At 75.2% G+C, this 22,585-nt stretch carries 26 protein-coding genes; 15 read left to right on the forward strand and 11 right to left on the reverse strand.

The features are described 5' to 3' along the window. The 4 genes from IH61_RS0136090 to IH61_RS0136105 form a co-directional block, all read right to left on the reverse strand. On the reverse strand, positions 1-596 hold a 596-nt coding region (locus IH61_RS0136090; protein WP_107057328.1), incomplete at its 3' end, for a TetR/AcrR family transcriptional regulator. A 222-nt stretch (positions 597-818) separates the two neighbouring features. Further along, complete coding sequence (locus IH61_RS0136095) at positions 819-1,211, reverse strand: cell division protein SepF (RefSeq protein WP_051838621.1); 393 nt, start codon at positions 1,209-1,211, stop codon at positions 819-821. A gap of 291 nt (positions 1,212-1,502) precedes the next feature. After that, positions 1,503-2,018 (reverse strand): DinB family protein, encoded by a 516-nt coding sequence (locus IH61_RS0136100; RefSeq protein WP_031077874.1) that lies wholly within the window; start codon positions 2,016-2,018, stop codon positions 1,503-1,505. 48 nt (positions 2,019-2,066) lie between these two features. Beyond that, on the reverse strand, positions 2,067-2,810 hold the full coding sequence (locus IH61_RS0136105) for a TVP38/TMEM64 family protein (protein WP_051838622.1): 744 nt from the start codon (positions 2,808-2,810) through the stop codon (positions 2,067-2,069). Between the two features lie 199 nt (positions 2,811-3,009). Between IH61_RS0136105 and IH61_RS0136110 the strand changes: the two genes are divergently transcribed. From IH61_RS0136110 to IH61_RS0136120, 3 genes are all read left to right on the forward strand, one after another. After that, positions 3,010-4,062: a YncE family protein gene (locus tag IH61_RS0136110; RefSeq protein WP_158845691.1), complete on the forward strand. Its 1,053-nt coding sequence runs from the start codon at positions 3,010-3,012 to the stop codon at positions 4,060-4,062. 230 nt (positions 4,063-4,292) lie between these two features. Next, positions 4,293-4,766, forward strand: a complete 474-nt coding sequence (locus tag IH61_RS0136115; RefSeq protein WP_158845694.1) for a DUF3592 domain-containing protein — start codon at positions 4,293-4,295, stop codon at positions 4,764-4,766. Between the two features lie 91 nt (positions 4,767-4,857). Further along, positions 4,858-5,574: a hypothetical protein gene (locus tag IH61_RS0136120; protein WP_063763341.1), complete on the forward strand. Its 717-nt coding sequence runs from the start codon at positions 4,858-4,860 to the stop codon at positions 5,572-5,574. 45 nt (positions 5,575-5,619) lie between these two features. Here the strand turns inward: IH61_RS0136120 and IH61_RS0136125 are convergent, their stop codons facing one another. Next, positions 5,620-6,870, reverse strand: coding sequence for an MFS transporter (locus IH61_RS0136125; protein ID WP_051838623.1), 1,251 nt, complete (start codon positions 6,868-6,870; stop codon positions 5,620-5,622). 85 nt (positions 6,871-6,955) lie between these two features. Here IH61_RS0136125 and IH61_RS0136130 point away from each other — a divergent pair, with 85 nt between their 5' ends. From IH61_RS0136130 to IH61_RS0136160, 7 genes are all read left to right on the forward strand, one after another. Then, positions 6,956-8,158, forward strand: a complete 1,203-nt coding sequence (locus IH61_RS0136130; RefSeq protein ID WP_031077887.1) for an ROK family transcriptional regulator — start codon at positions 6,956-6,958, stop codon at positions 8,156-8,158. Positions 8,159-8,227: 69 nt separating this feature from the next. Then, the gene (locus IH61_RS0136135) at positions 8,228-8,635 is read left to right on the forward strand and encodes a TOBE domain-containing protein (RefSeq protein WP_031077888.1); all 408 of its coding nucleotides are present in this window, start codon (positions 8,228-8,230) and stop codon (positions 8,633-8,635) included. 54 nt (positions 8,636-8,689) lie between these two features. Continuing rightward, positions 8,690-8,896: a hypothetical protein gene (locus IH61_RS0136140; RefSeq protein WP_031077890.1), complete on the forward strand. Its 207-nt coding sequence runs from the start codon at positions 8,690-8,692 to the stop codon at positions 8,894-8,896. Then, positions 8,893-9,600: a glycerophosphodiester phosphodiesterase gene (locus tag IH61_RS0136145; RefSeq protein ID WP_031077892.1), complete on the forward strand. Its 708-nt coding sequence runs from the start codon at positions 8,893-8,895 to the stop codon at positions 9,598-9,600. The genes IH61_RS0136140 and IH61_RS0136145 overlap by 4 nt, the downstream gene beginning before the upstream one ends. After that, on the forward strand, positions 9,597-10,697 hold the full coding sequence (locus IH61_RS0136150) for a winged helix DNA-binding domain-containing protein (protein ID WP_051838624.1): 1,101 nt from the start codon (positions 9,597-9,599) through the stop codon (positions 10,695-10,697). The genes IH61_RS0136145 and IH61_RS0136150 overlap by 4 nt, the downstream gene beginning before the upstream one ends. A gap of 131 nt (positions 10,698-10,828) precedes the next feature. Beyond that, positions 10,829-11,938: an AI-2E family transporter gene (locus IH61_RS0136155; protein ID WP_234327486.1), complete on the forward strand. Its 1,110-nt coding sequence runs from the start codon at positions 10,829-10,831 to the stop codon at positions 11,936-11,938. A gap of 64 nt (positions 11,939-12,002) precedes the next feature. Beyond that, positions 12,003-12,890 carry a virginiamycin B lyase gene (locus IH61_RS0136160; RefSeq protein ID WP_031077897.1) on the forward strand — a complete coding sequence of 296 codons (888 nt, stop codon included), beginning with the start codon at positions 12,003-12,005 and terminating at the stop codon, positions 12,888-12,890. Positions 12,891-13,184: 294 nt separating this feature from the next. Here IH61_RS0136160 and IH61_RS0136165 read toward each other — a convergent pair whose 3' ends face one another. Next, positions 13,185-13,577 carry a hypothetical protein gene (locus tag IH61_RS0136165; protein WP_031077900.1) on the reverse strand — a complete coding sequence of 131 codons (393 nt, stop codon included), beginning with the start codon at positions 13,575-13,577 and terminating at the stop codon, positions 13,185-13,187. Between the two features lie 57 nt (positions 13,578-13,634). Between IH61_RS0136165 and IH61_RS0136170 the strand changes: the two genes are divergently transcribed. Then, positions 13,635-14,591: an ankyrin repeat domain-containing protein gene (locus IH61_RS0136170; protein ID WP_031077902.1), complete on the forward strand. Its 957-nt coding sequence runs from the start codon at positions 13,635-13,637 to the stop codon at positions 14,589-14,591. Positions 14,592-14,616: 25 nt separating this feature from the next. On the opposite strand, the gene IH61_RS49825 is transcribed toward IH61_RS0136170, so the two are convergent. Then, entirely contained in the window at positions 14,617-14,745 is a 129-nt protein-coding gene (locus IH61_RS49825) for a hypothetical protein (RefSeq protein ID WP_267884090.1), read from the reverse strand. Positions 14,746-14,962: 217 nt separating this feature from the next. Between IH61_RS49825 and IH61_RS0136180 the strand changes: the two genes are divergently transcribed. Continuing rightward, positions 14,963-15,850: a universal stress protein gene (locus tag IH61_RS0136180; RefSeq protein ID WP_031077904.1), complete on the forward strand. Its 888-nt coding sequence runs from the start codon at positions 14,963-14,965 to the stop codon at positions 15,848-15,850. An 89-nt stretch (positions 15,851-15,939) separates the two neighbouring features. Here IH61_RS0136180 and IH61_RS0136185 read toward each other — a convergent pair whose 3' ends face one another. After that, positions 15,940-16,872: a helix-turn-helix transcriptional regulator gene (locus tag IH61_RS0136185; RefSeq protein ID WP_031077906.1), complete on the reverse strand. Its 933-nt coding sequence runs from the start codon at positions 16,870-16,872 to the stop codon at positions 15,940-15,942. 73 nt (positions 16,873-16,945) lie between these two features. Here IH61_RS0136185 and IH61_RS46505 point away from each other — a divergent pair, with 73 nt between their 5' ends. Together IH61_RS46505 and IH61_RS46510 are read left to right on the forward strand one after the other, a co-directional pair. Further along, positions 16,946-17,449, forward strand: coding sequence for a hypothetical protein (locus IH61_RS46505; RefSeq protein ID WP_051838626.1), 504 nt, complete (start codon positions 16,946-16,948; stop codon positions 17,447-17,449). Continuing rightward, a complete protein-coding gene (locus tag IH61_RS46510; protein ID WP_037973821.1) occupies positions 17,446-18,018 on the forward strand; it encodes an NIPSNAP family protein in 573 nt (190 codons plus the stop codon). Before IH61_RS46505 ends, IH61_RS46510 begins: the two co-directional genes overlap by 4 nt. 7 nt (positions 18,019-18,025) lie before the next feature. On the opposite strand, the gene IH61_RS0136200 is transcribed toward IH61_RS46510, so the two are convergent. Then, positions 18,026-18,931: a LysR family transcriptional regulator gene (locus tag IH61_RS0136200; RefSeq protein WP_031077912.1), complete on the reverse strand. Its 906-nt coding sequence runs from the start codon at positions 18,929-18,931 to the stop codon at positions 18,026-18,028. A gap of 65 nt (positions 18,932-18,996) precedes the next feature. On the opposite strand from IH61_RS0136200, the gene IH61_RS0136205 reads away from it, so the two are divergent. Beyond that, positions 18,997-19,779 (forward strand): NAD(P)-dependent oxidoreductase, encoded by a 783-nt coding sequence (locus tag IH61_RS0136205; protein WP_031077913.1) that lies wholly within the window; start codon positions 18,997-18,999, stop codon positions 19,777-19,779. 78 nt (positions 19,780-19,857) lie between these two features. Here the strand turns inward: IH61_RS0136205 and IH61_RS0136210 are convergent, their stop codons facing one another. Beyond that, complete coding sequence (locus tag IH61_RS0136210; RefSeq protein ID WP_031077914.1) at positions 19,858-20,346, reverse strand: copper chaperone PCu(A)C; 489 nt, start codon at positions 20,344-20,346, stop codon at positions 19,858-19,860. Beyond that, positions 20,343-22,553 (reverse strand): heavy metal translocating P-type ATPase, encoded by a 2,211-nt coding sequence (locus IH61_RS0136215; protein WP_031077915.1) that lies wholly within the window; start codon positions 22,551-22,553, stop codon positions 20,343-20,345. The genes IH61_RS0136210 and IH61_RS0136215 overlap by 4 nt, the downstream gene beginning before the upstream one ends. Positions 22,554-22,585 lie beyond the last annotated feature (32 nt).

Here is a 22,585-nt window from a genome sequence, read left to right on the forward strand (position 1 = left end):
GGGGGGGTGGGGGTTTCGGGGGCTCTGGGTGTACTGGGTACACCGGGGGCCCCGGGGTGGCGCAGGGCGCCGCCGAGGAAGAGCTCGGCCAGGGAGAACGCGGCGTCGCGGGGGGCGAGGCGTCCGTCCTGGATGGACCAGCCGATGCCGGCGACGAGGTCGAAGAACGCCTCGCTCAGCCAGGCGGCGCTGAGCTCGATCCGGAAGACGCCCTGCTGCTGGCCGCGCAGGAAGAGCGCGTGCAGCCGGGCGATCTGGACCTCCCAGAGGTCGTTGATGTCCTCGTTCTCGTAGAGCTGGTTCTCGCCCGCCAGGAAGGCGCAGAGCGCGGCGTCGGGCACGGAGGCGTCGACGAGGCGGCGCAGGGCGGCCTCGGCGTCGCCGTCGTCGACGGCGGCGGTGTCCAGGGCGGCGGCGAAGCGGTGCAGCCCGAGGAGGCCGACCTCGCGGATCAGCGCCTCGCGGCCCGGGAACAGTCGGTGCAGGGTGGCGCGGCTGATGCCGGCGGCGCGGGCGATCTCGTCGAGGTGGGCGCCCGGGCGGCGGGAGAGTACGCCGACGGCGGCTTCGAGGACGGTGTCGCGGTCGGTGGCCATGGGTCGAGTGTAGAGCAAATGAGACATGGATGTCTCAGAATTACCCCGTGAATCTCATCTGGCCCGTGAGTGTGTACTACGCCAGTAGTGGCACTACGGAAGTAGTGCCACTACTGGCGTAGTGAGGCCGCGGGGGAGGGCAGCAAAAAACCGGGGACGGCGGGTGTGCCGTCCCCGGTGGGGCGCCGCTCGGTCGCGGCCTCGCTCAGCTCTGGTGGTGGCTCAGCTCTGGTTGTAGAAGCCCGTGTCGTCCAGCGGCCGGTCGATCACCGTGACCTCGACGTCCGCCGGGGTGAGCAGGAACACCCGGCGGGCGATCCGCTCGATGCCGCCGCGGGTGCCGAAGATCAGCCCGGAGGCGAAGTCGACCATGCGCTTGGCCTCGGCCTCGCTCATCTCGGTGAGGTCCATGACCACCGGGATGCTCGCCCGGATGTGCTCGCCCACCGTCCGCGCGGCCTCGAAGCCGGTCGGCCGGAGGGAGACGATCTTCGCGGGTGCCGGCACCGCCGGGATCGTGTCCTGATCGCCCCACTCGTCCTCGTACACCGCGGCCGGGTAGTTCCCCGAGGGCATCAGCCACCCGTTGTGGTGCTCGTCGCGAAGTGCTCCCATGCCGCGCCTCCCTGCCTCGTCCCGTCCTGGTCCCCCGGGGGTGCGTGTCCTTTTTGACACGTCATCCACTCGTCGGAACTGTCCGAGTATCGCACTGTTCACCGGTCCTGTGCCCGCTCGCGGCCTCCGTACGAGTCGCGCCGTGCCGGATTCCCGGGCGAGCCCGGGCACCATCAGCGACGCGAAGGTGCACCGTACGGTTGCGCGCGTAGACCATATCGGTCACGGTCACCGCTTAATTGACCTTCTGTCAACAATGCGGAAACGATTTCACCCACGTTGGATCACGGCTCACTCGCCGGTCGAGCCGTCCACGAGTTCCCGCAGAAGATCCGCGTGTCCGTTGTGCCGGGCGTACTCCTCGATCATGTGGACGAGAATCCAGCGGAGCGTCACCTCCTCGCCCCGGCGCAGCTGCATGCCGAAGGTGTCCAGCGACAGCGCGGCCGCCGCGCGGCGGGACGCCTCGACCTCGGCGCGCCAGACGGCGAGGTCGGCGGCGACGTCCGCGGTGTCCACGTCGTCGAAGTCGCCGTCCTCGTTCTCCGGCGTGCAGTAGTGGCTCACGGTGATGTCCTCGCCCAGCAGGATCACCTGGAACCAGTACCGCTCGACCTCGGCCATGTGCCGCACCAGGCCGAGCAGGGAGAGGTTGGACGGCGGAACGGAGCGCAGGCGCAGCTGGTCGTCGGTGAGGCCCTCGCACTTGAGGGCGAGGGTGGCGCGGTGGTAGTCGAGCCAGGCGTGGAGCATGGGGGCCTCGTCGGCCGCCATCGGCGGATCGATCCGCTTCTCGAGTTCGGTCATGGTTGGTCATCCTGGCGGGTGCGCCCCCGCCCGGCGAGCGGTTTTCGGTCAGGCCGCGGCGGCGTGTCGGCTCCGGCGGCGGGCCACGGCGGCGCGCCACAGCCCCACCAGGGTGCCCAGCACCAACACGGCCACGCCCCCGGCCGACACCAGGAACGCCGTCGAACCCGGGCGGCTCGCGCTGGCCGCCGCCGCCACGTAGACGGCGGTGGTCGGCACCACGCCGATCAGGGTCGCGAGGACGAACGGGAGGAAGCGCACCCCCGAGAAGGCGGCGCCGTAGTTGCCCGCCTGGAACGGCATGCCCGGCAGCAGCCGCAGCACCAGCACGCTGCGGAACCCCTGCTCGGTGAAGCGCCGGTCGAGCGCCCCGAGCACCTTGCCCCGCAGGTACGGGCGCAGCGCCTCGCGCCCGAGCCACCGGCCCAGGCCGAAGGCCATCGCCGCGCCGACCGTCGTCCCGGCGACGGCCAGGGCCACGCCCTCCTGGATGCCCAGCAGCAGTCCGGCGGCGGCGTTCAGCGCGGGTCGGGGCACGAAGGCCAGGGTGCCGACGGCGTAGACGAGGGCGAACAGCGGCGCGAACCAGTAGACGGGGAGCCGGTCGGCGAGCCCGCCGTCGAGCACCTCGGCCGGGCTCCAGAGCAGCAGCGACCCGGCGGCGGCGCCCAGCAGCACCACCAGCACCCCGAGCCGCCACCACGCGGCCGCCCGGCTCCGCGGCGCCTCGGCGAGCGGGTCGGCCGAGGGCGCGGGTGCGGTCTCGGCGGCGGGAGCTTCGGTCGCGGGCACCCGCCGAGCCTAACCCGGCTCCTGTGCCCGCCCGATGGCCGGGGTGTGGAGGCGGTGTGGGCAGCGGGTCTTGGCGGGGCCGGACCCGGCCCGTAGGGTGTGCCCTCCACCGCGGGCAGCGCGGTGTTCCAAGGGGAGGAAGCACGTGAACTCGCTTGCTGCAAAGGCTCGTTGGTTAGGTGCGCTGGTCACGTCGGGGGTGCTGCTGCTGGCTGGTGCGGGCACGGCCGGTGCGCGTACGACGGACGGGGGCGAAGGGCCGGTGCGGGGCGTCCCGCAGACCGTGCAGCTGAAGCTGGGGGCGCGCTCGGTGGCGGTCGGCCCGGACGGGCGCAAGGCGTACGTCTCGGTCGGCAGCCAGACGGGCGGCGCCCGTCTGGACGTCGTCGACACGCAGAGCGGAGCCGTCACCGCGGAGGTGGTGCTGAACTCCGGGTTCGAGGTCCAGGTCGGGCAGGTGGCCGTCAGCCCGGACGGCTCGCGGGCCTACGTGCTCTACGGGCTCGGCCGGCACCTGCAACTGTCCATGCTGGCCGTCGTCGACACGGCCACCAACACCGTGATCGCCAGGGTGGAGGCCCCCGACCAGCCCCGGCCCAACCCGGAACGGACGACCACCGGGCGCCTGAGCGCGCTGGCCGTCAGCGACGACGGGTCGCGGGTCTTCGTCGCCCAGGCGGGCCCCAAGCCGCCCAACCGCCCGATCCTGGAGGGTGCCCGCATCCTGCAGTTCTCCGCGGAGGACCTGGCGTACACCGCCGCCGTGACGGTGCCGGGCAAGTACGCGGGGGGCATCGCCGTACGGCCGGGCGGCCGCGACGCGTACATCGCCACCGACGAGGGGCTGTCGCTCCTGGACACGAGCACGGACACCCCGCTCCTGGAGAAGACCCTCGCCGGTGCGGGCGGCTGGCTCGCCGCCCTGGCCGCGTCCCCCGACGGTTCGCGCCTCTACCAGGTGGACTCCGCGGGCGCGGGAGCGGTCGTCGACCTCGCCACGGGCACCGTCGACTCGACCTTCACCGTCGAGTCGGGCCGCTCGACGTGGTCCCTGCTGCCGAGCGGCGACGGCTCCCGGCTCTACACGGTCGCGCAGGGCTCCAAGGTCCTCTCCATCGACACCGACACGAACACCGTCGTCCCCGGCGAGGGCGTCACGGGGCTGAGCGGCGCGGGCGAGCTGGCGCTCGGCCCCGACGGCCACACCTTCTACGTGACCTCCGGCGCGAGCCTGCAGATCATCGGGTTCTGACCGGCGGGCCAGGACCCCGGGGCCCGCTCCCGCGCCGGAGCGGGCCCCGTTCGACGCACGCGCGTTCCCCGGTTCGCCGCTGCGGCCCGCTCGGTGACGTCTGAGACGATCAGCCGGGAGGGTGCGCCCTCACCGAGCCGATCCCCGGCGCCGAGCCGGAACGGCAGCTCCGAAGGGGGAGTAGAGGCATGGACGCGGTACCGGTATTCGTGCGCAGTTACCACCGGGGCATGGGACGCGCGTCCATGGCCATGCTCGGGTGCGGGCTGCTGCTGTTCGTCCTGGCGGTGGCCTACCTCATACCGCATGACAGCCATGTGGCCACGGTCCTCAACGGTCGCGGTGTCCACGTGCGGGGAGCCGTCACGGAGTGCGTGTCGGTGGGCAGCAACGACGACGGTTCCGCCTCCGCCAACTCCCGTTGCCGGGTGCGCTTCGCGGCATCCGACGGGCGGTCCGTCGAAGCGGAACTGGCCTATGTGACGAGCGACATCAGGAACGGCCAGTCCGTCACCGTCGTGTACGACCCGCAGGACACCGGGCTCGTCGCCCTGCCGTCGAGCATCGGCTTCTGGAACACCCTCGGCCGGAACGCGGTGGACTGGTTCGCCCTGGTGGCCTCGGTGGTCATGCTGCTCGTCGGGACGGCGACGCTCGTCTGGTACCTGCGGGTACGCGCTCAGATGAGGCGGGCGGGAGCGTGACCCGGCCGTGCGACAGGGTGGTCCCGGCGCGGCGGAGCGGACCGTGCACGTTTCCTCGCCGCGACCGGACCGGCCGTGGAAGGATCCGGGGATGCCGGAAGATGTGATGACGGCCGGGCCGGGCCTGCGGGTCTACCCCGAGCCCACGGACGTGTTCGTCGCCGACCAGGTCGAACTGGCCGAGCACCTGCACCCGTTGATCTCGATCGAGCTCGCCCGGGTCGACCCGGCCTGGCACGGGTGGATCCACCTGCTCAGCCCGCTGGAGCCGGCGGAGGGCTACCTCGGCGACCACACCGGGGCCTTCCACTCACCGTTGCAGACCACCAACTGGATCGGGTTCGCACTGGAGGGCGACCGCTACCGGCTGCTCGGCGACGTCCGCTACTTCGCCCGGGCGACCACTTCCGACGAACTGCCCGATCCCCGCGAGGGCTTCCGTGCCCAGCTGGAGGAGCACTGCCGCGGGGAGGAGCACAGCTATCGCCTGCACCGGGACTCGTTCCGCCGCGAGGGCAGGCTGCTCATGCTCGACGCCGACGGCGCGCCGCTCCACGGGTCCGACGAGGCGGTGGCCCTGCTCGACCAGCTCGGCGGCGCCGACGAGGGCGGCAACTGGTCCGAGACCGGGTTCTTCCCGCTGGAGTACGCCGAGGACGAGGCGCGGCCGGTCAGCCCGGCCGGGCGCGAGTTCCGCTTCGTGGCGGCCGTGCCGGGCTACCACTACCGCCGCACGGGCGCCGACTGGATTCTGCTCTTCTTCGAGCCCGTCGAACGACTGGCCCTCCTGACCTTCGACTGGAGCTGACCCCGCCCCGTACCGTCCGCCGGGGGATTCCGGTGGGAGTGCCCCTCACCGTGCGTCGACGTCCTTTCTGGAAGGCATGTCCGGTGGCGCCGTGGCCAGGAGGTCCGGGGCGGAAGGCTCTTCCGTCAGCCGCAGCGCACCGGCGCCCAGTGCCATGGCGAGGACGAGGAGGGTGACCAGGCCGAAGGAGACGGTCAGCGAGGTGGCCTGGGCGAGGGCGCCGATGACGGCGGGGGCGATCAGGCCGGAGGTGTAGGTGACGGTGGCGACGCCGGCGATGGCCTGGCTGGCGTTGGTGCCGATGCGCCCGGCCGCGGCGAAGGCCAGCGGGACGATCACCGCGACGCCGACGCCGATCAGCGCGAAGCCGGGGATCGCCAGGGCGGGGTGGTCGGCGGCGACGACCAGCAGGCCCCCGGCGGTGGCCACGGCGCCGCCGAGGCGGGTGGAGCGGACGGCGCCGAGGCGGTGGATCACCGCGTCCCCGGCGAGGCGGGCCGCGGCCATGGTGAGGGCGAAGGCCGTGTACGAGGCGGCGGCGACGGTGGCGGAGGAGCCGGTGACGTCGCGCAGGTAGACGCCGCTCCAGTCCATCGAGGCCCCCTCGGCGAACACCGCGCAGAAGCCGACCAGGCCGATGACCAGCGAGCTGCGCGGCGGCAGGGCGAAGCGCGGCGGCGCCTCGGCCTCCTCCCCGGCGCGGATGTCGGGCAGGCCCGCGCAGACGGGCTGGGCGAGGAGCAGCAGCGCCAGCGCCGTCGCGGGGAACTGGAGGCGCGCGTCGAGGTCGAGGTGGGCGGCGAGGATGCCGAAGGCGGAGGCGACCAGCCCGCCCGCGCTCCACATGCCGTGCAGCCCGGACATGATCGAGCGGCCGAGGCGCTCCTCGATCTCCACGCCCTGGGCGTTCATCGCGACGTCGGCCATGCCCGCCGCGGCGCCGTACAGCAGCAGGACGGCGCACAGCACCGGCAGCGAGGGGGCGAGGGCGGGCAGGACGAGGGTCAGGCAGCACAGGGCGAGCAGGCCCCGCACCGCGGCCCGGCCGCCGTAGCGGTGCACGATGCGGCCGGCGAGCGGCATGGCGAGGGAGGCGCCGATGGCGGGCATCACCAGGGCGAGTCCGAGCTGGCCGGGGGAGAGGTCCAGGCGGTGCTGGAGCCAGGGGATGCGGGTGACGAAGGTGCCGCCGACGGCTCCGTGCACGGCGAAGACGAGCGCGATGCCCGTCCGGGCGCGGCGCGGGGCGTCGAGCGGTTGCGGGGGTTCGAGTGCGGGGGCGGTGGGGTGTGTCATCCGGCGTTCCCTCCCGTTCGGGCGACGGTTCGCTAAATTATCAGGAAGGGATCCTGATAAAAAGCCTCTGGAAGGATGACCGGCCATGACCACCGCGCGCACGGCCACGCCGAGCACCGCCCGGGCGATCAACGACCGGCTGGCCCTCAACCTGCTGCTCGAACAGGGCCCCCTCACCGCCACCGAGCTGCGCGACCTCACGGGCCTGTCCCGGCCCACCGTCGCCGACCTGCTCGACCGCCTCCAGCGCACGGGCCTGGTCGCCGTCGTCGGCGAACGCGGCGAACGGCGGCGCGGTCCCAACGCCCGGGTGTACGCCCTCGTCGCCTCCCGCGCCCACATCGCCGCCTTCGACGTCCGCTCCGGCGGCGTCAGCCTCGTCGTCGCCGACCTCGCCGGGCGGGCCCTCGCCACCGCCGAGGTGCCCGTCGACGGCGGCGGCGCACCCGACACCGCCGCAGCCGACACCGCCGCGCGGATCGTCGAGGTCCTGCGGGAGACGGCGCGCGGCGCCGGGGTCGAGCGGTTGCACACCGTCGCCGTCGGCGCCCCCGGGCTCGTCGACCCGGCCACCGGGCGGCTGGTCAGCACCGGCGACCTGCCCGCCTGGCACGGCGAACTCTTCGCCGCCCTACGGGAGTTGCCCCACGCCGAGGTCATCCTGGAGAACGAGGTCAACCTCGCCGGGCGCGCCGAGTACCGCCTCGGCGCCGCCCGCGACCGCGACACCTTCGTCCTGATGTGGCTCGGCCACAGCGTCGGCGCCGCCGTCGTCATCGACGGGCGGCTACGCCGGGGCTTCTCCGGCGGCACCGGCGAGATCTGCTTCCTGCCCGTCCCCGGCACCACCGCCCTGCCCAGCGCCGACAGCTGCGAGGGCGGCTTCCACGGCCTCGTCGGCAGCGCCGCCCTCTGCGCCCTCGCCCGCACCCACGGCCTGCCCGCCGACCCCGCCGACGACGCGCCCGCCGCCGAAGGCGCCGTCCGGGCCGCACTGGAGAGCCTCGACGGGCCCGGCGGGGCCTTCCTCGACGAACTGGCCGGGCGGATCGCCATCGGCGCCGCCTCCGTGTGCGTCGTGCTCGACCCCGGCTGCGTGGTCCTCGGCGGCGAGATCGGCCGGGCCGGCGGTGCCGAACTCGCCGGACGCGTCGAGGCGCGCCTGTCCGGGCTCTCCCCGCTGCGCACCGAGGTCCGCGCCGGGACGGCCGGCGGAGGCGCCGTCCTCGCCGGGGCGGTGCTCACCGCCGGGGACGCCGTACGGCGGGACCTCTTCGGCGAACCCTGATCCGCTTACGGCAGGATGGCAGCGGGGGCGCGCACCCCCCGTCCCGAGAACCACCGTCAGGAGTCGCACATGGGCCAGGCCGGCGCGGTCAACCCCTACCGGATCGGCGAGGCCGCCGCGCTGCTCGGCGTCAGCGCCGACACCATGCGCCGCTGGGTGGACGCCGGACGGCTCGCCGCCGAGCGCGACGAGCACGGCCACCGGATCATCCCCGGCGCCGAACTCGCCGCCTTCGCCCGGGAGTTGTCCCGCCAGGAGAGCGCCGAGGGCCGCCCCTCCTCCGCCCGCAACCGCTTCCCCGGGATCGTCACCGACGTGAAGCTCGGCGACGTGGCCGCCCAGGTGGAGATCCAGGCCGGGCCGTTCCGGGTGGTCTCCCTGATCAGCCGGGAGTCGGCCGAGGAACTGAACCTGGTGCCCGGCGCGCCCGCCACGGCCGTCATCAAGTCGACCAATGTGATGGTCGAACCGCGCTAGGCCGTGTCTTTCGGCTCACGCCGTCGCGCAGACACCTTCGAACGAGAGGCCCGGATGCCGCACCTGCCCACCACCCAGAGCGCCGTGCTCGCCCTGGAGGAGCTCGCCGCCCGCCCCGGCCGCGAGGTCCGCGCCCAGCACGACATCGGCCGCGACCGGACCTTCGCCGGGCCGGTCGTCACCGTCCCCGGCGAGGACGGCTACCGCGAGGGCATCGGCGCCCACGACCTCACCCCCTGGCCGGCCGGGAGGATCCGATGAGCCCCGAGAACCCGAAGCCCCTGGCGGTCGCCCACCGGGGCGACCCGTACCGGTACCGCGAGAACACCCTGCCCTCGATCGCGTCCGCGATCGCCGCCGGCGCGGACGCCGTCGAGATCGACGTCCAGCTCACCCGCGACAAGGTGCCCGTGCTGCTGCACGACCGCACCCTGGAACGGCTCTGGGGCGACGCCCGGGACATCGGGCGCGTCACCACCGAACAGCTCGAGGACCTGTGCCGGGGCGAACTGGCCGTCCCCACCCTCGCCGAGGCCCTCAGGACCATCGCCGCCGCAGACGGGCCCAGGCTCCTCATCGACCTGGACGAACCCGGCCCGGCCGCCGCCACCTGGTCCGTCGTCACGGGCCTCGGCGCCGAACGGCACGTCGCCTTCTGTGGCCCCGCCACCGCCATGCTCGCCGTGCGCGCGCTCAGCCCCGACGCCGAGATCGCGCTCACCTGGAAGCAGCCCCGGCTGCCCGGGCGCCCCCTGCTCGACGACCTGCGCCCCCGCTTCCTCAACCCGCCCTTCGGACTGGTCACCCCGCGCCTCGTCGGGGAGGCCGCCGACCGGGGCCTCGCCGTCTCCACCTGGACCGCCGACCTGCGCCGCACCATGCGCCGGCTGCGCGAGGCCGGGGCCGCCTCCATTACCAGCAACCGGATCTCCGTGCTGCGCTCCGTCCTGGACGGCCGCCGGTGAGCGAACCCACGCTCTCCACCCGGGCACTCGGCCGCGCCCTGCTGGCCCGTCAGCACCTGCTGGAGCGCAGCGACCTGCCGCCCGCCGCGATGATCCACCACCTCGGCGGGCTGCAGGCCCAGGCCGCGCCCCAGCCGCCCTACCTCGGGCTGCTCTCCCGGCTCGAGGGCTTCCGGGCCGAGCAGCTGAGCGAGCTGATCGAGCAGCGGGAGGTGGTGCGGATCGCCCTCCAGCGCGCCACCATCCACCTCGTCATCGCCGAGGACTGCCTGAGCCTGCGCCCGCTGCTCCAGCCCGTCCTGGACCAGGGGTTCGGCGGCAACCACGGCAAACGGCTGGTCGGCCTCGACCTCGACGAGGTCACGGCCGAGGCCCGGGCCCTGGTCGAGGAGCGGCCGCGCACCTTCAAGGAACTCGGCGACCTGCTCGCCGCCACCCGCCCCGACCGCGACCCGGCGGCGCTCGCCCAGGCCGCCCGCTGCCGGCTGGCGCTCGTCCAGGTGCCGCCGCGCGGCATCTGGGGGCGCGGCGGCGCGGCCGCGCACACCACCGCCGAAGCCTGGCTGGGCCGCCCGCTCGACCCGCAGCCCTCGCTGGACGCGATGGTCCTGCGCTACCTGGCCGCCTTCGGCCCGGCCAGCGTCAAGGACGTCCAGAAGTGGTGCGGCCTCACGGGCCTCGGCGCCGTCCTGACCAGGCTGGCGCCCGGGCTGCTGACCTTCCGGGACGAGCAGGGCCGGCTGCTGTACGACCTGCCGGACGCGCCCCGGCCGGGGGAGGACGCGCCGGCGCCCGTACGGCTGGTCGCGCCCTTCGACAACCTGGTGCTCTCGCACGCCGACCGCAGCCGGGTGCTGCCCGAGGAGTACCGGACGCGGGTGATGAGCGTCAACGGGATCGTGTCCGGCACCCTGCTGGTGGACGGGACGGTCGCCGGCACCTGGCGGCTGACGGGGGAGCAGGAGGTCGTCGTCGAGCCCTTCGTCCGGCTGCGCGCCGCCGACCTGGACGCCGCCGAGGCGGAGGCGCGGCGGGTGCTGGCCTTCGCGGGCGGGGGTGGGGGCGTGGGCGGCTCGGTGCGGTTCGAAGGGCCCTGACCTGAAGGGCCCCTGAAGGCCCCTGAGGGTTTCTGACACCCGTTCGGGGGGTTTCGGCGGGCAGCGCGCGGCCGGGTCTGCTGAGCTGAGTCGGTTCGGACCGAGTCGACGACGCCCGGCGGAGGTGGCCCGTGACCGTGGAGCCCGGCAGGCCCCCGGAGGACCGCCGCCGACCGTACCTGATGCTGCCACCCGCGCTGCGGCAGGCGGCGGCCTGGTCGGCGGCGGTGGTGCTGCTGATCGCCGTCGCCTCGCTGGCGGTGTTCGCGCTCGTCGAACTGCGGGCGGCCACCGTGCCGTTCGTCCTGGCGCTGCTCGGCGCCTCGCTGCTGTACCCGGTGGTGCCCTGGCTGGTGCGCCGGGGCGTCGGGCGGGGCCTGGCCGCCGGGCTGACCTGCGCCGTGCTGGTGGTGGCCGTCGGCGGGGTGATCGCCCTGCTCGTCAACTCCCTGGTGCACAGCGCCCCGCAGATCGCCGAGTCGCTCCAGGAGTCCGGGCGCAGGCTCGCCGACTGGCTGGGGCCCCTCGGCGCCAAGGTCGAGCACGCGCTGGGCAACGCCAAGGGAGAGACCAACTCGCTGGTCTCCACCCTCACCAGCGGCGTGCTCTCCGGGCTCGGGCTGCTCACCCAGTTGGTCACCGGCGGGGTGCTGGCACTCGCCCTGGTGTTCTTCTTCCTGCGCGACGGCCACCGCACCCCCGAGGCGATCCGCTCCTACCTGCCCGAACGCGCCGCCGCCACCGTGACGGCCTGCGCCGAACGGGCCTTCGAGGCGATGGCGGGCTTCATGCGCGGCACCACGCTGATCGCCCTGATCGACGCGGGCTTCATCACCATCGGCCTGGTGGCCCTCGGCGTGCCCGGCGCACCGGGCCTGGGCGCGCTGGTGTTCATCGGCGCGTACATCCCCTTCGTCGGGGCGTTCCTGTCCGGCACCGTCGCCGTGCTGGTCGCGCTCGCGGACGGGGGCCTCGGGACGGCGCTGTGGGCGCTCGGGGTGGTGCTCGCCGTGCAGATGATCGAGGGGAACATCCTGCAGCCGGTGATCCAGAGCCGGACGGTGGAGCTGCACCCGGCGACCATCATGGTCGCGGTCGTCGCGGGCTCGGGCATCGCCGGGATCATCGGGGCGCTGCTGGCGGTGCCGGTGTGCGCGGCGGGGGTCGGAGTGATCTCCGTGCTGCGCGGCGGACCGGGGCGCGCGGGACGTACGGGACGTACGGGACGTACGGAGGGTTAAGTCGTTGCCGGGGGCGGGGCCGTCGTGTGAGGGTCGCGGGATCGGATCATCGGGAGGGGCTGGGATGCGACGGGTGCTGGAACTGATCGACGCCGCGCCGCAGGGTGCGGGGCCGTACGGGATCACCGTCGGGCCGGACGGCGACGTCTGGTTCACGCTGGTGCACGGCGGGGAGATCGGGCGGCTGTCGGCGGACGGCACGGTGACGCGGTACGCGCTCGGCGCGCCCGGGAGCGGCCCGGCGGTGATCACGGCCGGGCCGGACGGCGCGCTCTGGTTCAGCCGGATGCGCGACCACCGGATCGGGCGGATCACCGTCGACGGCGAGGCGAGCGCCTTCGAACTGCCCACCGAGGGCGCGGGACCGTACGGGATCGCCGCCGGGCCCGACGGCGCGCTCTGGTTCACGGAGCTGAACGCGGGCCGGATCGGGCGCATCACCGTGCAGGGCGAGGTCACGGAGTACGCGCTGCCGCTGGACGGGGCCTTCCCGTCGATGATCACGGCCGGGCCGGACGGCGCGCTGTGGTGCACGCTCAACCAGGCCGACACGGTCGCGCGGATCGGCACCGACGGCGAGGTGGTGCTCCACCGGCTGCCCACCGGCGGCACCGCGCCCGTCGGCATCACCGCCGGGGCGGACGGCGCACTCTGGTACGTCGGCATCGGCGGCGGGCTGGTCGGGCGGATCACCGTGGACGGGAAGGTGAGTGAGTACCGGCTGGCCGACCGGAGCGCCAAGCCGCACGCGATCGCCGCCGACGCGCACGGGCGGCTCTGGTTCACCGAGTGGGGCGCCGGCCGGATCGGGGTGCTGGACGCCGACGGGCGCCTGGACGGGTACCCGGTCCCGGGCGAGGGTGCCGAGCCGCACGGCATCGCCGTCGGGCCGGACGGCACGGTGTACGCGGCGCTGGAACGCGGGCAGATCCTGAGGCTGGCCGCCGGGTAGCGGGCGTCGGCTCCTGCCCTTTCGGCCCGGCCTCCGGTGGTGCCGGAGGCCGGGCCCTGTCGGCGCTGTGGGCGTGTCCTCGGCCGCCGGCTGTCGTAGGGTCCGCCCGAGGACGGGGGAGGCTGCGGCCTACTCCTCGAACCAGACGACCGGTCCGGCCCCAGGTGTGGCACTCCACGAAGCCATGAACATCCGTTCCCACGGCCCGATTGTGCCGTGCCCCGTGCCCCGTGCCCTGTGCCCCGTGCCCCGTGCCCTGTGCCCCGTGCCCGTCGGCCCGGCGTTACGGCGGGGTCAGGAGGGCGGGTCCGTGGGCCGGGCGAAGGCGTCCTCGGGGCCGAAGCAGCCGTAATCCTGTAGCGGTCGCGGCAGGTTGAGCACGATCTCGACGCGGTCGCCCGCCGGGGAGAGCCCGTCGGCGCGGTCCGTGAGCCGGCGCCCGGGCAGGCCCGCGGTGGTGCCGGGCGGGTCGGGGGTGAGGCGGCCGTGCAGATCCAACAGGGCGAACGCGGCGTCGTGGACGTCGGCGAGGTGGTCGGCGACCGCCTCCTCGGGGACGTCGGGGTAGAGCTGCCGGAAGGCCGCCCGGGCGGCCGCCATGAAGCGCTCGGGATCGACGACAACCACGTCCTGCCGGGACCAGACGCTGATGGTCATGCCCTCGGTCGGCGGCTTCAACTCGTCCACCCCGCTACGGTACTTCGCGCAAGGGCGGTTGTCAGAGCCTTGTGTCACCGTCCGGGTATGACAGCGAACTGGGACGGGCTGCACCGGGGCGGCCGGCAGGACGTCGGCGAGATCCGCGCCCGGCTGGCGGCGGGCGCCGACCCGGACCCGACCGGCGGGAGCTGGTCTCCTCTGCGCCAGGTGGCCGTGTACGGCACTCCGGAGGGCGTCGCTGAACTGGCCCGCCATGTCCCGGACTTGGGGGCAACCGACCAGGGCGGGACGACGGCGCTCTGGGAGGCCGTGACGGCGGACCGTCCCGACAACGCCCGGGCCCTGGTGGCGGCCGGTGCCGATCCCTGGAAGGCGGAGCTCGGCGGATGGTCCCCGGGGCGGCTCGCCCTCGCCGGGCCCGTTCCGGACCTGTTCCCGCTGCCCGACGGGCAGCCCGGCCTGTCGGCGGCCGAGCGGGCGGCCGTCGAGCGCGCCCGGCGGCTCACCGCCTCGCTCGGGAAGCTCCACGTCGAGGGCACGGGCCTGGCCTGCGTCGCGGGCATCGACGCCACGGAGGCGATCCGGCGCCTGGGGGCGGAGCCCGTGGAGGACGAGGAGTACATGGACGAGTTCCTGGAGCAGCCGTGGGCGTACCCGATGGGCGACGGGCTGCGCCTCGCCGGGGTCACGACCGTGCCCGGCGGGTGCGTGGTCACCCAGCCCTGGGGCTACGCGCCCTACACCGCCGGGGCCGCGGCCGCCCTCACCCCCGGCACCGTCGGGTACGCCCTCTACGCCAACCCCAAGAGCGGCAACCAGGGGATGATCCAGCGCGACGGGAAGGTGGAGAGCTGGGACCTCCACCCCGGCGGGGGCCCGTGGCCGGGCGACGGGCCCGAGGAGGTGCTCGCGGCCTACCTCTACCGTGGCCGGGCCGTCGCCTACGCCTGCGCCTTCGCGGGTCTGGAGCCCGAGGACGCCCGGGCCGTCACCGGGCCCGCCGACGTCTGGGTGCGCCTGCCGGAGGCGTACGGCCGCTGAGCACGGCGGCCGAGTACGGCGCCGCTCACGGGCCGGTCGGGGCCTCCCAGATGAGGCGGGTGCCGCGCGCGGCGTCCATGTGCCCCTGCGGCTCGTCCAGGCGCAGCCGGGACGGGCTGAGGAGCCGTCCGACCAGCGGGATCGCCGGGTTCACGGTAGTGCCCGGGTGTCGCGGGGCGGTAGGCGCGGGTGGGGCGTACGGTGCGGGCGTACGGCGGCGGGCGGGCCTTTCGTCCCGTCCTGCCCGGGTCCTGCGGCTCTGGTGCCCGGCCGCGCGTGGGCGCGAGGGTGGGGGCGGACGAATGGACGGGCCGTCAGGCCGTACGGCCGCCGGGGAGCCCGGGTCGGTGACCGAGACAGTGGAGGAAGTCATGACGCGCATCGTTGCGGCCGGAGTGGACGGATCGCCGGCGAGCACCACGGCCGCGCACTGGGCGGCCGGGGAGGCGCTGCGGCGCGGGGCCGTGCTGCGGCTGCTGCACGCCTGGCCGTGGCTGACGGACGGCGTGTCGTCCTTCGCCGAGCCGGGCGACCTGCCGGCCGCCGCGCTGCAGACCCTGGAGGCGGCCGCCGCGGAGGTCCGCGAGCGGCACCCCGGACTGGAGGTGCGCACCGACGCCGTCCTGGACGCCCCGGTGGACGGGCTGGTCGCGGCCGTGCCCGTGGGCGAGGCGGAGCTGCTGGTGCTCGGCTCGCGCGGGCTGGGCGGGTTCAGCGGGCTGCTGCTGGGCTCGGTGAGCATGGCGGTGGCCGGGCGCAGCGCCGTGCCGGTGGTCGTGGTGCGGGAGCCGTACGAGGGCGGCGCGGGCGAGGGCGGCACTGTCGAGGGCGGCGCGGGCGAGGTCGTCGTCGGGGTGGACGCGCACAGTCCGGAGGAGGAGGTGCTCGCCTTCGCGTTCCGGGAGGCGGCGCTGCGCGGGGCCCGGGTGCGGGCCGTGCACGGCTGGGACCTGCCGCCGATGTTCGGCTACGCGGGCGGTGCGGTGCCGGCGACGGAGGTCGAGCAGTTGGAGGCCCTGGAGGCGAAGCTGCTGTCGCTCGCCGTGGCGGTGCAGCGGGAGCAGCACCCCGAGGTGGAGGTGGTGGAGGACGTGCGGCTCGGCGCGGCGCGCGGGCTGGTGGAGGCGTCGGCGGGTGCGGCGCTGGTGGTCGTCGGCCGGCGGCGGCGCCCGATCGAGTTCGGGCCGCGGCTGGGGCGGGTCGCGCACGCGGCGCTGCACCACGCGGAGGCTCCGGTGGCGGTCGTGCCTCAGGGGTGAGTTGTTCAGGTAGGGCGGGGTCCGGGGCCGGGGGTTCGGCGGGGTTCGGCGGGGTTCGGCGGCGGGGTCGTGGGGGCTCCGCCGCCGTCCTACGTGGTGTAGCGGGCCGCCAGGGTGCGGACGGTGGCGGCGATGCGCTCCCGCAGTTCGGCCGGTTCCAGCACCTCGGCCTCCGCGCCGAGGCGCAGGAACTCGCCGTGCGCGTGGTCGATCGACTCGATGGGCACCCGGGCCGTCGTCCATCCGTCGGTGCCCGTCGGGGTGACTCCGAGGCGGCGGGCGCCCTCCGGGCCGAGGCGGACGAGCGCCTCCCCGGTGTGCAGCCGGGCCTGGAAGTCGGCGAGGTAGCCGGTCCAGTACGCGGCCAGGTCGAAGGCGTCCGGCAGGTCGAACTCCTCCTCCAGCAGCCGGACTTCGCCGATCTGGTCGACCCGGTACGTACGGTTGCCGGACGGCCCGGCGGCGACGAGGTACCAGCGGCCGGCCTTGAGGACCAGACCGTACGGCTCCACCCGGCGCTCGATCTCCTCGGGGGCCCGCCAGCGGCGGTAGCGCAGGACGAGGGCGCGCCGCGTCCAGACGGCGGTGGCGACGGCGGCCAGGTGGGGGGTGGCGTCGGCGTCGCCGTACCAGCCGGGGGCGTCGAGCAGGAAGCGTTCCTGGATGCGTCCGGCGTGCTCGCGCAACTGCGGGGGGAGGGCGGCGCGCAGCTTGAGCTGGGCGGTGGCGAGGGCCTCGCCGAGGCCGAGCTGGTCGGCCGCGCCGGGGAGCGCGGCGAGGAAGGCGGCCTGCGCCTCGTCGGCGGTGAGCCCGGTCAGGCGGGTGCGGTAGCCGTCGACGAGCCGGTAGCCGCCCGCGTGACCGGCCTCGCCGTACAGCGGGATGCCGGCGGCGGCCAGGGCCTCGACGTCCCGGTAGACGGTGCGGACGGAGACCTCCAGCTCCTCGGCGAGCTGCCGGGCCGTCATCCGGCCCCGGTTCTGGAGGAGCAGGAGCAGGGAGACCAGCCGACTCGCGCGCATACCGCCCAGTATCCACGTGATCCACGACTCCACTGACAGGAGATGTCAGTGGAGTGGCCCTAGCCTGCGGCGCATGAACGACTTCGACCTCCCGCAGGACCTCGACCTCCCGCACGACTTCGACTTCCTGCACGGCTCCTGGGACGTGGCCAACCGCCGTCTCACCACCCCGCTCGGAACGGGCCCGGGCACCTGGGTGGAGTTCCCCGGGCACGCGGTGGTGCGGCCGCTGTTCGGCGGTGCGGGCAACATCGACGAGATCACCTTCCCCACCCTCGGCCGCCAGGGCGCGACCCTGCGGCTGTTCGACCGCGCCGCGCGGCAGTGGTCGATCCACTGGTCCGACAGCCGCACGGGACGGCTCGACCCCCCGGTGGTCGGCGGCTTCACGGGCGAGCGCGGCGACTTCCACGGCGAGGACACCTACGAGGGCCGCCCGATCGGGGTGCACTTCACCTGGCTGCGCCTCGGCCCGGACGCCGCCCGCTGGGAGCAGGAGTTCTCCGGCGACGGCGGCCGCACCTGGGAGCTCAACTGGACGATGGACCTCACCCGCACCGGGCCGGCCGGCGCATGAGCGGGAGCATCGTCGAACTGCGGCAGTACACCCTGCACCCCGGCGCCCGGGAGACGCTGATCGCCCTGTTCGAGCGGGAGTTCGTGACGGGCCAGGAGGCGGTCGGCATCACCCTCGGCGGCCGGTTCCGCGACCTCGACGACCCGGACCGCTTCGTCTGGCTGCGCTCCTTCCCCGACATGGCGGCCCGGCGGCGGGCGCTGGAGGCGTTCTACACCGGGCCGATCTGGCGGGCGCACCGGGAGGTCGCCAACGCCACCATGGTCGACAGTGACGACGTCCTGTTGCTGCGCGGCCCCGGCTTCCTGCCCGAGCCGGGCGCCCGCGAGGTGGTCGCGACGGTCTGCCACCCCTCGGACGCGGACGCCTTCGAGGCGTACGCCGCCCGGCAGTTGGGCCCGGGGCATGCGCTGCACCGTGCCGAGCACGCCGAGAACGACTTCCCGGCGCTGCCCGTCCGCACCGGGGAGGACGTGCGGGTCTGGTTCGGCCCGACGGCGGAGGCGCCGCCGCCCGGCCGGTTCCGGCGGCTACGGCTGGAGCCGGTGACGGTGGCCGTTCTCCAGTGACGCGTCCCTACCTCGGGCCGCTCACTTCGGCCCGCAGGAACTCCGTGAACGCCGCCACCGCCGGGGGCATCCGCTGCCCGCGCCGCACCGCCGTGAACACGTGCCGCACGGGGGTGTCGTCCGGGTGCAGGGGCAGGAGGACGATGTCCGGGCGGGCGGCGGGGACGGCCAGGGACGGGATCAGGGTCGGGCCCAGGCCGGCGGCGACCAGGCCGAGTTTGGCGGTCCAGTTGGCGACGGCGTACTCGATCCTCGGCCGGAACCCGGCGCGCACGCAGGCCGCGAGGAGGGTGGTCTCGGGGTTGCGGCGGGCCGCGATCCAGGACTCGTCGGCGAGTTCGGCCAGCCTCAGGCGCCGCCGCCTCGCCAGGCGGTGCCCGCGCGGCAGGGCGACCATCACCGGGTCCTCGGTGAGCAGCCTGAGCTCGAACTGACCGCTGTCGTACGGCTCTTCGGCGGCCTCGGGGAAGGTGGCGAGAAGGGCGAGGTCGATGGCGCCCTCGCCGAGGAGTTCCAGCAGGGGCGTCGAGAGCCCCTCGGTCAGGCTGATCGCCACCTGCGGGTGGGCGGAGCGGAAGGCCGCGAGGGCGCTGGGGACGAGGGCCACGTTGGCGCTGTCGAAGGCGCCGACCCGCAGCCGTCCGGCGCTGAGGTCGGTGAGGGCGGCGAGGTCGCGCCGGGTGGTGTCCAGGCGCTCCAGCATGGCCTCGGCGTGGGGGAGGAGGGCGCGTCCGTGGTCGGTCAGCCGCACTCCGCGGGCCATCCGGTCGAAGAGCGGGGTGCCCAACTCGGCTTCCAGGGTGGCGATCTGGCGGGAGATCGCGGACTGGGTGTACCCCAGCCGCTCCCCGGCGGCGGTGAAGGAGCCCGTGTGGGCGACGGTGCGGAAGACGTCCAGCCAAGCCATGTCCATCCCGCATGGTTACCATGCCGGACATTCGCTTGTCGCCTGGCTCGGCCCTGCCTAGCGTGGTGGCCATGGGAAAGAAGATCGCGTTTCTGGGGCTGGGCCGCATGGGCCTGCCGATGGCCCGTCGCCTCGCCGCCGCCGGGTACGAACTGACCGTCTGGAACCGCTCCGCGGGCAGGGCGGAGGGCCTCACCGAGGCCGGAAGCCCGGCCGAGGCCGTGCAGGGCGCGGACCTCGTCGTCACGATGCTGTCCGACCCGGCCGCCGTGGCCGAGGTCGCCGGGAGGTTCACCCCCTCCCTGGCGCCGGGTGCGCTGTGGGTGGACATGTCCTCCGTAGGCCCGGCGGCGGCCGCCGACCTGCGCGCCCAACTGCCCGACGGTGTCGGCATGGTGGACGCGCCGGTGCTCGGCAGTGTCGGCCTGGCGGCGCGCGGTGAGCTGACCGTCTGCGTCGGCGGCGAGGACGCAGACCTGGAGCGCGCGCAGCCCGTGCTGGAACACCTCGGCACGGTGCGGCGCTGCGGCGGCCCGGGCGCGGGGGCGGCGCTGAAGGTGGTGGTGATCAGCGGGATTGTGGCCTCGGTCACGGTGGTCGCCGAAGTGCTGGACGTCGCCCAGGGGTTGGGCGTCCCGCAGGAGCTGGCCCTCGAGGTGCTGGCGAACGGCCCGCTCGCCGGGCCGGTCGCGCGGGCGCGCAACAAGGAGTCGGACTTCCCGGTGCGGCTGGCCGCCAAGGACCTGGGCCTGGCCGGCGGCGGGCCGGTGCTGAGGGCCGCCCGGCAGGTTCTGCTCGCGGACCCGGCGATCGCGGACCTGGACCTGGCGTCCGTGGTGACGGCGCTGCGGTAGGCCCTGTCCGGGCCCAGCGGGGTGTGTGATCGGGGCCCGGCGTCCACCACAGGGGAGTGGACGCCGGGCCCCGGTTCGTCATCGTGGGCGGGCGCCCGGCGGAAGGACCTGGGCGGAGACCCGCAGCGAGGGGCTGTGGCGGAAGTGGAGGGTGAACTCCACCCACTGGCCCGCCGTCAGCGGCGGCGGGTCGGCGATCAGCACGTCCGCGTCCTCCGGGGTCAGGGCCAGCTCCCCGCCGGGCGGCACCGGCAGGGCGGGCACGGGCTCCCAGCGGCCGGCCGCGCCCTGGTGCAGGTGGCGCTTGAGGGTGGGGCGCCCGCCGAACTGCCAGTCCACGGAGGTGAGTTCGTCGGGTATTTCCCCGGGGTTGCGGAGCGTGAAGAACGCCGCCGTGGCGGGGGCCGCGCCGGCGGTGGGCAGCAGCACCCAGCCGGGGCCGGCGGCCTCCACCGGCCGGGCGCGGCCCGCGCCGCCGACGGCCGTCCAGCCGGTCAGCAGCGCCAGCGCGAGCACGGCGGCCCCGAGCGGCGGGGCGATCGCGGTGACGCGGTCGGGGAGCCTCATCGCTTCGGCCTCCGTCCCCGACCCGGCTGCCAGGTGCGCAGGCGCAGGCTGTTGCCCACCACCAGCAGCGAACTCAGCGACATCGCCACCGCCGCCAGCATCGGGTTCAGCAGGCCGACCGCCGCGAGCGGGATCAGCACCAGGTTGTAGCCGAACGCCCACAGCAGGTTCGCCCGGATCGTCGCCAGCGTCCGCCGGGCCAGGCGCACCGCGTCCACCACCGTCTCGATGTCGCCGCGCACCAGCGTCAGCCCGGCCGCGCCGATCGCCGCGTCACTGCCCGAGGCCAGCGCCACCCCGAGGTCGGCGGAGGCCAGCGCGACCGCGTCGTTGACGCCGTCGCCGACCACCGCCACCCGCCGCCCCCCGGCCCGCAGTTCGGCCACCAGCTCCGCCTTGCGCTCCGGAGAGGCGGACGCGTGCACCTCCTCGATGCCCAGCTCCCGGGCCACCGCCCGCGCCGCCCCCGGGCCGTCCCCCGTCGCCAGCACCGGTTCCAGGCCCAGCCCGCGCAGCCGGTGCAGTGCCCGCCAGCTGCCCGCCCGTACGGTGTCGCCGACGGTCAGGAGGGCCTCGGCCTGCCCGTCCACCTCCACCAGGACGGCCGTGCGGCCCGCCTCCTCGGCCGCCGCCACGGCCCGCGCCAGCTCGGGCGGGAGGGGAGCGGCGGCCGCGTCCGGGCGGACCAGGCGGACGGCGCGGCCCTCGACCGTGCCGCGGACGCCCAGCCCGGCGGTGGCCGCGAAGCCGTCCACGGGCGGCAGGGCGCCGCAGCGCTCGAGGGCCGCCGCCGCGACGGCCCGTCCGATCGGGTGCTCGGAGCGGTGCTCGACGGCGCCCGCCAGCCGGAGCACCTCGTCGGCGGGGGTGCCACGGACGGTGGTGACGTCGGTGAGGGCCATCCGGCCCGTGGTCAGGGTGCCGGTCTTGTCCAGCACCACCGTGTCCACCCGGCGCAGGCTCTCCAGCACCTCGGGGCCGCGCACCAGCACCCCCAGTTCCGCGCCCCGCCCCGTCGCCGCCAACAGGGCCGTCGGCGTGGCCAGGCCCAGCGCGCACGGGCAGGCCACCACCAGCACCGCGACCGCCGCCGTCACCGCCGTCTGAGAGGCCGCGCCCGCGCCCAGCCAGAAGCCCAGCACACAGGCCGCCACCGTCAGCACGCACGGCACGAACACCCCGGCCACCGCGTCCGCGAGCCGCTGCGCCTTGGCCTTCCCGGCCTGCGCCTCGGCCACCAGGGCGGTGATCCGGGCCAGTTGGGTGTCCGCGCCGACCGCCGTCGCCCGCACCACCAGTGCGCCGCCGACGTTCACCGTCGCACCCGCCACCGCGTCCCCCGGGCCGACCTCCACCGGGACGCTCTCGCCCGTCAGTAGGCTCAGGTCCAGCGCGGAACCGCCCTCGACCACGACCCCGTCCGTGGCCACCCGCTCGCCCGGGCGCACCACGAACTCCTGGCCCGGCAGCAGGAGTTCGACCGGCACCAGCCGCTCGGCGCCGTCCTCCCCGCGCAGGCACACCTCCTTGGCGCCCAGCTCCGCCAGCGCCCGCAGAGCGGACCCGCCGCTGCGCCGCACCCGGGCCTCGAGGCGGCGACCGGCCAGCACGAACAGGGGGACGCCGACCGCCGCCTCCAGGTACACGTGGGCGGCGCCGCCGGTGGCCGTCAGGGAGAACGGCATCCGCATGCCCACCGCCCCGGCGCCGCCGAGGAACAGCGCGTACGCGGACCAGCCGAAGGAGGCGGCGACGCCGAGGCTCACCAGGGTGTCCATGGTGGCGGTGGCGTGCCGCAGTCCGCGCAGCGCCCGGCGGTGGAAGCCCGCCGAGCCCCAGGTGACCACCGGGACGGCCAGGGCGAAGCACACCCACTGCCAGGCGGGGAACTGCAGGGCGGGGACCATCGACAGGGCGAGCACGGGGAGGGCGAGGAGGGTGGCGAGGAGCAGACGGCCTTCCTCCGGCTCCTCCTCCCGGGGCGTCGGTGGGGCGCCGGGGGCGGCCGTCTCGGCGGTGTAGCCCGCGCGCTCGACGGCCGCGACCAGGTCGGCGACCGGGACGTCGGCCGGGTGCAGCACCCGGGCCCGGCCCGTCGCCAGGTTCACCCCGGCGCTCACGCCCCCGATCCGCGCCAGGCGCTTCTCCACCCGGCCCACGCAGGCGGCGCAGGTCATCCCGCCGACGGTCAGGTCGGTGCTCACCAGGGCGGGTGCGGGTGCGGGGCTGGGGGCGGGGG

This window comes from Streptomyces sp. NRRL WC-3742, from assembly GCF_000720635.1.
GTDB lineage: Bacteria > Actinomycetota > Actinomycetes > Streptomycetales > Streptomycetaceae > Kitasatospora.

Coding starts and splice junctions, on each gene's coding strand:
- IH61_RS0136095 (WP_051838621.1), bottom strand. CDS start 1,211: ATGGGAGCACTTCGCGACGAGCACCACAACGGGTGGCTGATGCCCTCG.
- IH61_RS0136100 (WP_031077874.1), bottom strand. CDS start 2,018: ATGACCGAACTCGAGAAGCGGATCGATCCGCCGATGGCGGCCGACGAG.
- IH61_RS0136115 (WP_158845694.1), top strand. CDS start 4,293: ATGGGACGCGCGTCCATGGCCATGCTCGGGTGCGGGCTGCTGCTGTTC.
- IH61_RS0136120 (WP_063763341.1), top strand. CDS start 4,858: ATGCCGGAAGATGTGATGACGGCCGGGCCGGGCCTGCGGGTCTACCCC.
- IH61_RS0136125 (WP_051838623.1), bottom strand. CDS start 6,870: ATGACACACCCCACCGCCCCCGCACTCGAACCCCCGCAACCGCTCGAC.
- IH61_RS0136130 (WP_031077887.1), top strand. CDS start 6,956: ATGACCACCGCGCGCACGGCCACGCCGAGCACCGCCCGGGCGATCAAC.
- IH61_RS0136135 (WP_031077888.1), top strand. CDS start 8,228: ATGGGCCAGGCCGGCGCGGTCAACCCCTACCGGATCGGCGAGGCCGCC.
- IH61_RS0136140 (WP_031077890.1), top strand. CDS start 8,690: ATGCCGCACCTGCCCACCACCCAGAGCGCCGTGCTCGCCCTGGAGGAG.
- IH61_RS0136145 (WP_031077892.1), top strand. CDS start 8,893: ATGAGCCCCGAGAACCCGAAGCCCCTGGCGGTCGCCCACCGGGGCGAC.
- IH61_RS0136160 (WP_031077897.1), top strand. CDS start 12,003: ATGCGACGGGTGCTGGAACTGATCGACGCCGCGCCGCAGGGTGCGGGG.
- IH61_RS0136170 (WP_031077902.1), top strand. CDS start 13,635: ATGACAGCGAACTGGGACGGGCTGCACCGGGGCGGCCGGCAGGACGTC.
- IH61_RS0136180 (WP_031077904.1), top strand. CDS start 14,963: ATGACGCGCATCGTTGCGGCCGGAGTGGACGGATCGCCGGCGAGCACC.
- IH61_RS0136185 (WP_031077906.1), bottom strand. CDS start 16,872: ATGCGCGCGAGTCGGCTGGTCTCCCTGCTCCTGCTCCTCCAGAACCGG.
- IH61_RS46505 (WP_051838626.1), top strand. CDS start 16,946: ATGAACGACTTCGACCTCCCGCAGGACCTCGACCTCCCGCACGACTTC.
- IH61_RS46510 (WP_037973821.1), top strand. CDS start 17,446: ATGAGCGGGAGCATCGTCGAACTGCGGCAGTACACCCTGCACCCCGGC.
- IH61_RS0136200 (WP_031077912.1), bottom strand. CDS start 18,931: ATGGACATGGCTTGGCTGGACGTCTTCCGCACCGTCGCCCACACGGGC.
- IH61_RS0136205 (WP_031077913.1), top strand. CDS start 18,997: ATGGGAAAGAAGATCGCGTTTCTGGGGCTGGGCCGCATGGGCCTGCCG.
- IH61_RS0136210 (WP_031077914.1), bottom strand. CDS start 20,346: ATGAGGCTCCCCGACCGCGTCACCGCGATCGCCCCGCCGCTCGGGGCC.